The organism is Motilimonas cestriensis, from assembly GCF_021295315.1.
Classification (GTDB): Bacteria; Pseudomonadota; Gammaproteobacteria; order Enterobacterales; family CBDFNC01; genus Motilimonas; species Motilimonas cestriensis.
This window is the reverse complement of sequence record NZ_JAIMJA010000007.1, coordinates 215,638-227,787: the sequence shown is the minus strand read 5'-3', so window position 1 is coordinate 227,787 and position 12,150 is coordinate 215,638. Positions and strand designations below refer to the sequence as shown.

Genomic DNA, 12,150 nt, shown 5'->3' with positions numbered 1-12,150 from the left:
ACGCAATGCGTGGAGACTCGCGATATCAGATAAGGGGTGGTGGGCATTGTCGAAAACGCCTCAACTTCATCAAGCGTTACCTGATAGTCGATTTACTGAACAAGGATTATACTCACTGCTAGGTGGGTATGAAGCATTAAAAATATATTCGAAACCGCCGTATGCGACCCACGCTTGTACGGTGGTGTGAGAGGACGGAGGCCGTGAGGTCTCCTCCTACTCGATTGGACAACGCTCGGATTATCCCCGGAGCCTCGATAAGCTCGATTCCTTCCTTAATAAGTAAATTGCTGCATTGAGCCTTAACCGCGCTTAGCCTGAGTACCTTTCTTAAGACGAGCGGGAGGGATGTAAGGGGGCGATCATAATATAAACGCTTGCCTTATCAGTTTGTTACGGCTTGCCTGTGTGTTGTTTCTTTATTCGTATTCCTCTTGTTGTCGCCCTTAGCGTGGTGAATGCCATTATCCTTATTGCGTCCTTGCGGGGTTGATTATCTCGGTCGCAGGATACCAATGCAGCGCATGCTGTGTTGGCAGCAAGGGCAAGTTCGCGTCGGTTGGCTCAGTGGCTCAATCCCCAGTAGCTGTTGCAGCAACGGCAATAGCAAGCACTGTATTTGGTGCAAGATGGCTTTGGCGTTACCGCGTAAAAAGCCGTAATCACGAGCGCGTTGTAATCCCTTGGGCAGCACGTGTTGCAACATTAGCATCAGGAACTTCAGTGTTGGCAGCGTGCGCTGCTTCCAGTGGTTGGTTTGCCCATCACGATAGCGGAAGGTGACGTTATCCTTGGTGATGTTAATGATGTCTTTGTCTGGCAGCACGCCGCGATATAAATAACGTGATAGATATTTCAATGTCGGTAATCCTTCCCCCACGGCGCGACAATCCACCACCCATTTTGGCGGCAGGTGATTGGGCAGCGCTAAACTCGGGTGTTGATTGATGGCGTCGAGCATTCTGGCTCGCCACACGTTGGCCAGTGCAAAGGCGTTAAACAGGTAGTTTTTGCTGCCTTTATGCCATTGTTTTTTCTTTTCATCGTAACGCCCGCTGGCCACCAATATGTGAATGTGCGGATGCAGATTACGCTGTCGGCTGTGGGTGTGCAGCACCGAGGTAAAGCCGAGTTCGCCTTGGTTTTGTTTGGCGGCGAAGTCTTTAAGGATTTGGGCGCTCACTTTAAACATCAGCGGATACAGATGACGCGGGTGTGAGGCGGCTAAGGGGCGCAGTTCATAAGGCAAGGTGAAGGTGACCATAAAGTAAGTGGTGGGCAGTAGCTTGCTTTGTTGTCGCCATAACCATTGGGACGCGGAGCGCTGTTGGCACTGAGGGCAAAACCGATGGCCACAGACAATAGCCACAGCCTTGATAGATTGTACCGTTATATACTTCACAGTTTATATAAATGGTTGAATAGGCGAAGTGGTAGACGCAGTTACAATTGGAGTAATTTCAAGAAGATGCTAATGTATTATGCAATTGAGCGACCAAGAGTGAGTAATGGGAAAGAAGTTACCGCCAGATCAATTGGAACTCTATAAAAGAATTGATGAGATTCTTTTTTATAAGTGGGATCCAATCGGAATTTCAGATGGAGACTGGGCCAGGGACGAGTATCAATCTTACCTGCCAAGAGTTTTCGCTTACGCAATGGAAAGTGATTCGCCTGATTCAATTGCCAAATATCTAGGCGAAGTCTCAACGGAAAGCATGGGATTATCTGCCGCGCCGGTGCACGACCTGAATATTGCAAAAATGATAATTGAAGTAAAAGAGGACTTGGAGCTATAGCATGCTGCAAGAAAAACTCATAACAAGGCCAAGCACAATCGTGCAATGCAAAATGCGCATTGCACTGGACCTCGCTACGCTCGGCCTGTATTGGCAGCGTTAGCTGCCCAAGGAGACGTCATGGGATACGACCTTCACATCACTAGAAAGGCTGAATGGTTTGACGAAGAGGGTGATGAAATAACGCTCGATGAGTGGCGTGACTTTGTTAAATCCTCTCCAGATATAAGATTGGACGGCTATGCTGAGGCGGAATTGCCAAATGGAACTCTTAGAGTAGAAAGCGAAGGGTTATCTGTTTGGACTGGATACTCCGGACATGAGAAAGACGGAAATATGGCATGGTTTGATTATTTTGAGGGCAATATCAAAGTTAAGAATCCTGATGATGAAATTATCAAGAAAATGTATCAGATAGCAGTGTCCTTAAAAGCAAAAGTCCAAGGCGAAGAAGGTGAAGTTTACGGCGAGGATGGCCAGTCCAATTGGCAAGAGCTAAAGGCGGAAGGCGAAGCTATGTGTCAGGCTACATCAAAAAAATGGTGGCAGTTTTGGCGGCGTTAGGCTGTATAATTTCTCTTTTTTAAGAAAAACAGCCTGTTTTATGGGTTCCAAATGCATTACCTATTGTCTTAAAAGCGCTTAGGATTGATTGCAGGGCCCGTTTTTTAGTCAAATCTGGCTGTTGGAGTTATTCTACAGTCTCGTTAGGTGAATGGAGTCTCAATCTATGAAGTTTGTATGCCCAAGCTGTGAAAGACCAATCTATAACCGCAGAATCGAGAAGTGTGAGTTTTGCGGGGATGCTTTACCAAACGAGTTATTGTACTCACAAAATGATGTCGATAACCTAGATAGGCAGCAAGCAGAGTCCTTGAAAAGGCAAACTAATACATCAAGTTATTCATCTGGTGGTGGAGCTGACTTTTTCTCAATTGATTTTGGTGATTCTGGTGGCTGTGATTGAGAATAGGATAATCGTAGAATTCACCTAACAGATAAGAATAGGTGTCGTGAAGTCGACACCCCATATTCAATTGTTGGACAACGCTCGGATTATCCCCTGAGCCTCGCCGATCTCGCGTTCTGCCTTATTAAGTAAATTGCTGCATTGATCTTTAACCGCGCTTAGCCTGAGTACCTTTCTCAAGACGAGCGGATAGGCACTCAAAAGTGGCAAACTTTATTACTTCTGACAGATGAAGTTAAACTACCCACGTATCGTAGTATTGGTCTTGAGGGAAATAGAGAGCAATGAAGCTAAACTTGATAACAACCATTTACACAAACGATTGTTATCAAAGAATATTAGTTATGCACTAGTTAGCGGTTACGTTCTCGTTCCAACAAGCGATGGCTTGCTCAACGTTAAACTTACCTTCTAGCAGCGCGCGGCCAACAATGACACCATCGGCGCCAGAGCGCGCCACTGCTGCTATGTCATCTAAACCACCGATGCCGCCTGATGCTTGCCATAAAATGTTTGGAAACTGTTGCTTAAGCTCAGCGTACAATTCCACATTTGAGCCAGCGAGTGTGCCGTCACGGGAGATATCCGTACATAACACATGCTTTAAGCCAGCAGGGGAGTAGATATTGATGAGGCTTTCAATGGTTTGACCACTGGCTTCTTGCCAGCCTGCGATGGCAACAATTTTATTGCCATCAGCGTCGATATTGATATCCAATGCTAATACGATGTGCTCAGCGCCGTATTTCTTCATCCATTCAACCACCATTTCGGGCTGTTTCACGGCTGTTGAGCCGATCACCACACGCTGCGCACCTGCATCAAGTAAGTCAATCACATCTTGCTCACTGCGCACGCCACCGCCAATTTGAATTTTGGCTGGGGTATGTTTGATAAGTGACGCAATCACGTCTAGTTGACGCTTGGTCACGTCTTTTGCGCCGTCTAAATCAACTAAGTGTAACCAGTCGGCACCTTGGCTGTTGTAGGCGTTAAATTGGCTTTGTGGATCGTCGCCATAAATGGTTTTTTGCGCGTAATCACCTTGGTACAACCGGACAATATTGCCATCGATTAAATCTAATGCAGGGATGATCATTTATAGCTCCAAAAAGTTTTTAATCAGTTGCGCGCCAGCTTTACCGCTGCGCTCAGGGTGAAATTGCACCCCGTAAAAATTGTCTTTACCTACTGCTGCGGTAAATGGATGACCGTATTCACAACTGGCAATAGTGTATTCGTTTACCGCGAGTGCATAGGAATGCACAAAGTAAAAATAGCTGCCCGCAGGAATGTCTTTAAACAGCGGATGACCATCAACCGGAGTGATTTGGTTCCAGCCCATGTGTGGCAAGCGTAGTTTGCCTACTTGCATCTTATCAACATTGCCGGGCACTAAACCCAGAGTGGCCAAATCACCTTCTTGGGAATATTCAGCCATCAGCTGCATGCCTAAGCAAATACCTAATACAGGTTGTTTGAGGCCGCGCACTTGCTCAACAAGGTCGCGCTCAACAAAGTTGTTCATGGCTTCTTTGGCAGTGCCAACGCCAGGTAAAAACAGCTTGTCAGCACTTTGTAATACAGCTGGGTCTTTTGACACGGTGACTTGGTAACCTAAGCGCTCAATGGCAAAGCGCACCGAGGATAAGTTAGCACAACCAGTGTCGATAATGACGACGTTAAGATCAGACATTAAAGTACCCCTTTGCTCGATGGCAGTTCATTGCCTTCTTTTTTCACACATTGACGCAGAGTACGACCGAACGCTTTAAATAGGCCTTCAACCATGTGGTGGGTGTTCTCGCCTTCTACTTTTAGGTTTAACGTTGCGCCTAAGGTTTGGCTTAGTGAATAGAAGAAGTGTTCAACCATTTCAGTGGCCATCGCGCCAACCATGTCGCGCGGGAATTGCGCTTTAAAGGTGAGGTATGGTCGACCCGATAAGTCCATTGAACAGCTGGCTTCACTTTCGTCCATTGGCAGGACAAAACCAAAACGGCCAATACCGCGTTTATCACCAATGGCATCGCGCAGTGCTTGGCCAAGGGCGAGGGCGGTGTCTTCTACGCTGTGGTGATCGTCAATGTGTAAATCGCCTTTCACGTTCATTTTTAGCTGGATGCCGCCGTGAGTCGCTATTTGATCAAGCATGTGATCAAAAAAGTCGATGCCCGTGCTGATTTCATTGCCGCCACTTTGGTCTAAATCAACCGCAACACTAATGGACGTTTCTTTGGTTACGCGCGTTACTTGGCCTACGCGATTGCCTTTGTTGAGCAATTTTGCGCTGATGTCATTCCAATTAAGCGTTTCTGTATTGTACAAAATACCTTCTAAGCCCATGTTTTCAGCAAGTTGCACATCAGTAACGCGATCGCCAATGACGTAAGAATCAGAGAAATCAATGCGCCCTGAGGCTAAGTATTCTTTCACCATGCCTAAGTGTGGCTTGCGACAGCTGCAATTTTCATGAGGGAAATGTGGGCAAAGTAATACCGATTCAAATTTAACCCCTTGGCTAGCAAAAATTTCCATCATGGCATTTTGCGGGATATCAAAATCTTGTTGTGGATAGCTGTCAGTGCCTAGGCCGTCTTGGTTGCTGACGATGACGAGGACATAGCCTGCATCCTGTAGCTTTAATAAGTTAGGGATCACCATGGGCTCTAACTTTAGTTTTTCTAGGCTATCAACTTGTTTATCGGTAATGGGCTCGTCAATTAAAGTGCCGTCACGATCAATAAATAGAAATTTTTGTTTGCTCATTTACTACTTCTCCCTCTGCCTGGCAGAGCAAAAAGGCCGCACTCAGGCGGCCAATAATTTTTTATAGTGCTGCGAGTGCCTTGATGGTGGCTCTCATTTCCGCTTTATTACCTATGGTAATACGGATGCAGTTTTCTAGACGTGGCTTGTTGGCAAAATCACGGGCGATAATACCGGCCTTAGCAAGTGTGGCAAAGGCCAATTTAGAATCGACAAAGCGTGCCAAGATAAAGTTACCCGTGGCTGGAAATAACTCTGTCACACACGCTAAGCCATCTAATTGCGCCAATGCTTCACGACGCAAAGCATTTAGGGTAGTGACGCGCTGCTCCATGGTGTGTAAGCCACCAGTCGATAATGCTTGGCTGGCAATCTGCGCGACCGGACCGGGGACTGGATAGGGCGGAATGACTTTTTTCATCATGTCAATTACGCTAGGCTGCGCTAAGGTAAAACCACAGCGGATAGCAGCCAACGCAAAGGCTTTAGACAGTGTGCGAGTCACCACTAGGTTTTCGTAGTGTTCAATTAACTCAACCTGGCTCTGGTCGATACAAAACTCAATGTAGGCCTCATCCACCACTATCAACGCGCGATCTTTAGCGGCTGCCAATAGCTGTTTCAGCTGTTTAGTATCAAGCATATTACCGGTTGGGTTGTTAGGGGCGCATAAAAACACCACTTTAACGTTATCTAGGTTGTCAGCGACTGCTTGGTAATCCACATCAAAGTTGGCTTGCAGTGGCACCGTTTTAATATCCACACCACAGGTATTCGCGCTAACGCTATACATGCCATAGGTAGGTGGGCAGATTAAAATGCTGTCTTTACCCGGCTCACAAAAGGTACGAATAAGCAGTTCAATACTTTCATCTGCGCCGCGCGTTGCTAATACTTGGTCAGTGTTTAAGCCCGCGTATGAAGCATAAGCGTTAATCACTTCAGGTGGCTGAAATTCAGGATAACGATTCATCCGGTCGCAGTTTAATTGATACTCACTGCAATCAGGGGCTTCGTTAGCGTTGATCCAAACTTCACCTTTACCGCCAATGCGACGGGCGCTTTCATAAGGCACCAGATCCTGCACTGTTTGTCTTGCTAATTTTTCAATGCTCATTTTTTACCAGCCTGATCGCATTTAGCGAGTTGGTCCATGCGAATGGTAACAGCACGTTTGTGCGCCGTTAAGCCTTCTGCGTCCGCTAAGCGGGTAACCGTTGGTGCAAGATTACGTAAGCCGTCTTGGCTAAGCTCTTGCACGGTATAGCGCTTCACAAAGTCGGCCATGCCTAAACTTGAATAGGTTTTGGTGTAACCGTATGTGGGCAGTACGTGATTGGTGCCACTGGCATAATCACCGACCGACTCCGGTGTCCATTCACCTAAAAAGATCGAGCCAGCATTTTTTAATTGGCCAACTAAACTGCGCGCATCACGAGTTTGCACAATTAAGTGCTCAGGCGCGTAAGTGTTAGAAATCTCGATGGCTTGCTCAAGATCTTTAGCAATAATAATCATGCTATGGCCAAGGGCTTGCGCCGCAATGTCTTTACGGCTTAGCAGTTCAAGTTGATCTAACACGGCCTGCGCAGTGTTCTCGGCAACCACAGGACAAGTGGTCACAAGAACCGATTGTGAGTCATGACCGTGCTCGGCTTGTGATAACAGATCGGATGCAATAAATTGTGAGTCTGCACTGTCATCAGCAATCACTAACACTTCCGATGGGCCAGCTGGCATATCAATGGCGGCACCAGCAAAGTCCATGCTCACTTGACGTTTGGCTTCGGTTACAAAAGCGTTCCCGGGACCGAAAATTTTGTTAACCTTCGCAATGCTTTGTGTGCCATAGGCCATTGCTGCAACGGCTTGTGCGCCGCCGACGGTGTAAATTTCATCAACGCCACACATTTTTGCCGCATACAGAATTTCATCAGCCAGTGGCGGCGGAGAGCATAATACTAAGCGATTACAGCCAGCTAATTGCGCCGGTGCGCCGACCATTAATACCGTTGACGGTAATGGCGCACTGCCACCTGGGATATATAGGCCAACTGCTTCAATCGCTTGAGTGTGCATTTCGCACACTACACCCGGCATGGTTTCAACGCGAATAACGTCTTGCACTTGCGCTTGGTGAAAGCGGCGAATTTGCTGATAAGCCACTTCAATAGCTTGTTTAATCTCACTGCCTAAACGCTGTTCGGCTGCGTCAATTTGCGCAGCTGTAACACGGATATCATTTGAATCTACTTGATCGAATTTCTTAGTATATTCGAACAAAGCTTCATCACCACGGCTGCGAATATTGGCGATAATGTCAGTGACAATCGCCGTAATATCGGCCGATGAATTTATAGCTGGGCGTGACAACAACTGAGTTTGTTGTTTGTCACTTAACGTTTGCCAGTTGACCGTAAGCATGACTACTCCAACATTTTTTCAATTGGTAATACTAGAATTGAGCTTGCGCCAAGTTCTTTAAGCTCTTCCATGGTTTCCCAAAATAGGTTTTCAGTGCTAACAACATGGATGGCAACGGTATCGGTCGTTCCAGCTAATGGCAATACCGTCGGTTTTTCTGAGCCTGGCATTAAATCAATGACTTTGTTTAGCTGCGCTTTTGGCGCGTGTAGCATGATGTACTTGCTTTCACGGGCTTGTTGCACGCCTTGTACGCGCGTGAGAATTTTATTGATTAGCGCTTGTTTTTCTTCATCAAATTTACCCGCAGCTTTAATCAGTACGGCTTTAGATTTGTAAATAACTTCGGTCTCTTTCAGGCCGTTCGCTTCTAGGGTGGCACCTGTTGATACTAAGTCGCAGATAGCGTCAGCCAAGCCTGCACGTGGTGCAACTTCAACCGAACCATTGAGCATACAAGAGCTAAAAGGTACGCCGGCTTTATCCATGAAGGCTTTTAAGATACCAGGGTAAGAGGTAGCAATACGTAAGTCACGTAGTGACTCAGGCCCTTGGTAGTCAAAGTCTTCTGGCACGGCAAGCGACAGGCGACAACCACCGAAATCTAGACGTTTTAATAACTCAAATTGCGCTGGATCTTCAGTTTGAGCACGTAGCAAGCTCTCTTCTTCCAACACGTTTTCGCCGATGATACCTAAATCAACCACGCCATCCATTACTAAGCCTGGGATATCGTCATCGCGCACACGTAGCAGATCAACTGGCATGTTTTCACAATGTGCAATCAGGCGTTGTTCGCGCATGTTTATTTTTAAGCCACAGGCTTTTAGCATTTCTTGTGAATCTTTGCTTAAACGACCTGATTTTTGTATCGCGATACGTAATCTTTTTTTATCTAACATATTTATACTATTCCTTTACCCGCTAAAACGAAAAAACCCTCTGAAGTTTCCTTCCGAGGGTTTTAAAATTCTTGTTAAACCGCTGCTGGAAGTACCTCAAAATTAGCCTTCCAGAACCATTCCTCCGGAAGATTACTTCGGATGATGATGGTGATGAATTACAACTTGTGTAGTCAGCTTACGGTTCATTTAAATTCTTATATTGAAAAACAAAACAAGCACACATTACCAACGCAGGCTCAAATTGCAAACGGTTTTTTTCTAAATAGTGAATCATCTGCTAAGTGAGCTAAAATTATAGAATATCGTGCCGATATAGTGAGTATAAGGGGGTGATTTATGTCAGGTCAAAGCTTAGTCAATGATGTGGTCAGTAAACCTTTACCACGGGTAACGGACAAAGACAGCACGATTGATGTTCATAAGGCGCAGCAAACAGGTAAAATATCGGAGAAAAATAAAAAGCATTTAAAAACGCAGCAAAAGTTGCCCAAACATCCGGATAAAGTTGAATCAACGACTGAAAAACCCCACGAAGGGGATATTGATGTATTTGTTTAGCTAGCTTTACTAGGGCCCGCGGACCCTAGTAGCTGCAACAAATAATAATTCTGGCATAATGCCTTTTTTATTTGTTGCTGGATCACTATGTCGGTTGCTCAATTTTTTTCTGCTTCAGGGCCTTTATCTGAATTGATTAAGGGCTACCAGCCGCGTCAACCACAACTTGAGATGGCGCAAGCCGTTGGTCAGAGTATCAAAGACGCAAGTGCTTTATTAGTGGAAGCAGAAACGGGCACCGGTAAAACCTTTGCTTATCTGGCGCCAGCTTTGGTACATGGTAAGCGTACGGTTATTTCTACCGGCAGTAAAAACCTACAAGAACAACTGTATTTGCGCGATTTGCCCTTATTACTTAATGCCAGTGGCTTCACTGGTGTGGTGGCTTTACTTAAAGGGCGTAATAATTATTTGTGTTTAGAGCGAATGAACCGCTTTATGTTGCAAAGCCATCAGCAAGACACCAACTTACTGGCTGATCTGGTCAAAGTGAAAACCTGGTCCACCAGTAGTGAGCAAGGTGACATTGGCGAGCTCGCTGAACTGGCGGAAGATGCCGACATTATCCCACTTGTGACCAGCACCAATGACAATTGCCTAGGCCGTGATTGTCCCAGCTATGACGACTGCTATTTGATCAAAGCGCGCAAGCGTGCCCTTGAAGCCGATGTGTTGGTGGTCAATCACCATTTGTTTTTTGCCGACTTAGCTGTGAAAGACACCGGTTTTGGTGAGCTGATCCCAGACGCCGACGTGTATATTTTTGATGAAGCCCATCAATTACCCGATATTGCCAGTCAATATTTTGGCGAGTCATTATCCAGCCGCCAGCTATTTGAGCTGTGTAAAGACATGGATTATGTTTATCGGGCTGAGTTGCGTGATATGGCGCAACTCGGTAAAGCTTGTGATCGCTTTAAATCGTCGATACAAGAGTTACGCATTGCTTTCAATGTTGATAAAGGCAGTGGCAGCTGGCGCGATAAACTGCGCGACGACCAAATGAAACAATCGGTGGCAAGGTTTATGGAAGCGATGCAACTGGTGTACGAGGTCGCCAAGTTGGGCTTGAATCGCAGTGAAGTACTGGACCATTGTTTTGAACGGCTGGTGCTATTTAAAAGTCAGTTTGAAAAGCTGTTGTCTGTCGACACCGCTGGTTTTAGCTATTGGTTTGACTGTAACCGCATGCAATTTAGCCTCAATATCACGCCATTGAGTGTGGCAGAGCGCTTTGCTAGTGAGATGGAAAAAAGACCCGCTGCTTGGGTGTTTACCAGTGCTACCTTAGCGGTGGATCAAAAATTTGATCACTTTGCGCAATTACTTGGCGTGACCGATGCACAAACATTACTGCTTAAAAGCCCGTTTGATTATGCCCAGCAAAGCTTGTTGGCTGTGCCGCGCTTTTTACCTGAGCCGGGTGGTAAAAACTTAGCGCCGGTGCTGGCAAAATTATTAGCGCCTATCATTGCCCATAATAAAGGCCGTTGTTTCTTTTTATGCACCAGTCATTACATGATGAACGAGCTAGCGAATTGTTTTCGTGAGTTATTGGATTTGCCTATTTTAGTGCAAGGCGAAGCCAGTAAACAGGCGCTGTTGAATGAGTTTATTGACTCGGGTAATGCATTATTAGTGGCAACGGGAGCATTTTGGGAAGGTATCGATGTGCGCGGCCAAGGCTTGTCTTTAGTGATTATCGATAAAATCCCTTTTGCTTCACCAGACGATCCCTTATTGAAGGCGCGAATGGAAGATGCTCAGCTTAAAGGGCTAGAGCCGTTTCAACATGTACAGTTACCGCAAGCGGTGATCACCTTAAAACAAGGGGTAGGGCGATTGATCCGTGACGTGGAAGATAAAGGCGCCGTCATCATCTGTGACCCAAGATTAGTCAGTCGAAACTATGGCAATATCTTTTTGAATAGTTTACCTTGCATGCCCCGTACTCGGGATCTCACTAAAGTGACTGAATTTCTGCAACACTTGGATTAATTATGGCCAGCACAAAACCAACAATTTTACTCGCAATGGACACCTCTACAGAGGGCTGCTCGGTTGCTTTATCAGGATCTGATAGGGTTCATGCAAACTTTATTTTGAGCCCAAGAGAGCACACTCAGCGCATATTGCCAATGGTGGATGCTGTGCTAAAAGACGCAAATATATCACTTAACGAGGTGAGCGCTTTAGTATATGGTCGTGGCCCTGGCAGCTTTACTGGTGTGCGTATTGGTATCGGCATTGCTCAAGGCTTAGCATTTGGCGCTGATTTGCCGATGATTGGCGTTTCAACCTTACAGGCCATGGCGCAACAAGCTTATGTGCAGCAAGGCGCTACCCGTGTGTTAGCCGCAATTGATGCGCGCATGGGAGAAGTATACTGGGGTGAATATCAGCTTAATGAGCAGCAATTAATGACCTTGATTGGTGAAGAGCAGGTATTACCACCACACGCTGTGCTTGAGTTGTATGCAGACAAATTCGATTTACCGATGACGCCAGTGGGCACTGGTTGGCAAGCTTACGCTGAACTGTCGAGCGCATTCAACTTAACAGAAACCGTGGTGGTGTCATTTCCGCACAGTGAATTTATGTTACCTGCGGCGTTGGATCAGTTTTTGAATGGTCAAACAGTGATGGCGGACCAAGCAACGCCAGTATATTTACGTGATAAAGTGACGTGGAAGAAACTTCCGGGCAGAGAATAGTTACTTTATTT

13 protein-coding genes, 1 pseudogene and 1 other annotated feature are annotated in these 12,150 nt (G+C 46.1%); of the genes and pseudogenes, 7 read left to right on the top strand and 7 right to left on the bottom strand.

Going from position 1 to position 12,150, the window contains the following annotated elements; all coding sequences use genetic code 11:
* The coding region (locus K6Y31_RS09120) for a hypothetical protein (protein ID WP_233052481.1) at positions 1 to 190 on the top strand (190 nt) is incomplete at its 5' end.
* Between the two features lie 303 nt (positions 191 to 493).
* Here K6Y31_RS09120 and K6Y31_RS09115 read toward each other — a convergent pair.
* Positions 494 to 1,357: pseudogene (locus K6Y31_RS09115) on the bottom strand (IS91 family transposase); the annotation flags it as partial.
* A 151-nt stretch (positions 1,358 to 1,508) separates the two neighbouring features.
* On the opposite strand from K6Y31_RS09115, the gene K6Y31_RS09110 reads away from it, so the two are divergent.
* The 3 genes from K6Y31_RS09110 to K6Y31_RS09100 all read left to right on the top strand — a co-directional run bounded on the left by K6Y31_RS09110 (position 1,509) and on the right by K6Y31_RS09100 (position 2,766).
* On the top strand, positions 1,509 to 1,799 hold the full coding sequence (locus tag K6Y31_RS09110) for a hypothetical protein (protein ID WP_233052479.1): 291 nt from the start codon (positions 1,509 to 1,511) through the stop codon (positions 1,797 to 1,799).
* 120 nt (positions 1,800 to 1,919) lie between these two features.
* Positions 1,920 to 2,363 (top strand): hypothetical protein, encoded by a 444-nt coding sequence (locus K6Y31_RS09105; RefSeq protein WP_233052478.1) that lies wholly within the window; start codon positions 1,920 to 1,922, stop codon positions 2,361 to 2,363.
* A 166-nt stretch (positions 2,364 to 2,529) separates the two neighbouring features.
* Positions 2,530 to 2,766 (top strand): hypothetical protein, encoded by a 237-nt coding sequence (locus K6Y31_RS09100; RefSeq protein WP_233052477.1) that lies wholly within the window; start codon positions 2,530 to 2,532, stop codon positions 2,764 to 2,766.
* A gap of 352 nt (positions 2,767 to 3,118) precedes the next feature.
* Here the strand turns inward: K6Y31_RS09100 and hisA are convergent, their stop codons facing one another.
* From hisA to hisG, 6 genes are all read right to left on the bottom strand, one after another.
* Positions 3,119 to 3,868: a 1-(5-phosphoribosyl)-5-[(5-phosphoribosylamino)methylideneamino]imidazole-4-carboxamide isomerase gene (gene hisA, locus K6Y31_RS09095; RefSeq protein WP_233052476.1), complete on the bottom strand. Its 750-nt coding sequence runs from the start codon at positions 3,866 to 3,868 to the stop codon at positions 3,119 to 3,121.
* The gene (gene hisH, locus K6Y31_RS09090) at positions 3,869 to 4,465 is read right to left on the bottom strand and encodes an imidazole glycerol phosphate synthase subunit HisH (RefSeq protein WP_233052475.1); all 597 of its coding nucleotides are present in this window, start codon (positions 4,463 to 4,465) and stop codon (positions 3,869 to 3,871) included.
* Complete coding sequence (gene hisB, locus K6Y31_RS09085; protein ID WP_233052474.1) at positions 4,465 to 5,538, bottom strand: bifunctional histidinol-phosphatase/imidazoleglycerol-phosphate dehydratase HisB; 1,074 nt, start codon at positions 5,536 to 5,538, stop codon at positions 4,465 to 4,467. The genes hisH and hisB overlap by 1 nt, the downstream gene beginning before the upstream one ends.
* A 61-nt stretch (positions 5,539 to 5,599) precedes the next feature.
* Positions 5,600 to 6,655 carry a histidinol-phosphate transaminase gene (gene hisC, locus K6Y31_RS09080; protein ID WP_233052473.1) on the bottom strand — a complete coding sequence of 352 codons (1,056 nt, stop codon included), beginning with the start codon at positions 6,653 to 6,655 and terminating at the stop codon, positions 5,600 to 5,602.
* Entirely contained in the window at positions 6,652 to 7,962 is a 1,311-nt protein-coding gene (hisD, locus tag K6Y31_RS09075) for a histidinol dehydrogenase (protein ID WP_233052472.1), read from the bottom strand. The genes hisC and hisD overlap by 4 nt, the downstream gene beginning before the upstream one ends.
* Before the next feature lie 2 nt (positions 7,963 to 7,964).
* The gene (gene hisG / locus K6Y31_RS09070) at positions 7,965 to 8,864 is read right to left on the bottom strand and encodes an ATP phosphoribosyltransferase (RefSeq protein WP_233052471.1); all 900 of its coding nucleotides are present in this window, start codon (positions 8,862 to 8,864) and stop codon (positions 7,965 to 7,967) included.
* 27 nt (positions 8,865 to 8,891) lie between these two features.
* Positions 8,892 to 9,021: a sequence feature (His leader region), on the bottom strand.
* A gap of 182 nt (positions 9,022 to 9,203) precedes the next feature.
* On the opposite strand from hisG, the gene K6Y31_RS09065 reads away from it, so the two are divergent.
* The 3 genes from K6Y31_RS09065 to tsaB all read left to right on the top strand — a co-directional run bounded on the left by K6Y31_RS09065 (position 9,204) and on the right by tsaB (position 12,139).
* Positions 9,204 to 9,425, top strand: a complete 222-nt coding sequence (locus K6Y31_RS09065; protein ID WP_233052470.1) for a hypothetical protein — start codon at positions 9,204 to 9,206, stop codon at positions 9,423 to 9,425.
* An 87-nt stretch (positions 9,426 to 9,512) separates the two neighbouring features.
* Entirely contained in the window at positions 9,513 to 11,423 is a 1,911-nt protein-coding gene (gene yoaA, locus K6Y31_RS09060; protein WP_233052469.1) for a DNA repair helicase YoaA, read from the top strand.
* Between the two features lie 2 nt (positions 11,424 to 11,425).
* Complete coding sequence (gene tsaB / locus K6Y31_RS09055; RefSeq protein WP_233052468.1) at positions 11,426 to 12,139, top strand: tRNA (adenosine(37)-N6)-threonylcarbamoyltransferase complex dimerization subunit type 1 TsaB; 714 nt, start codon at positions 11,426 to 11,428, stop codon at positions 12,137 to 12,139.
* Positions 12,140 to 12,150: the final 11 nt, after the last annotated feature.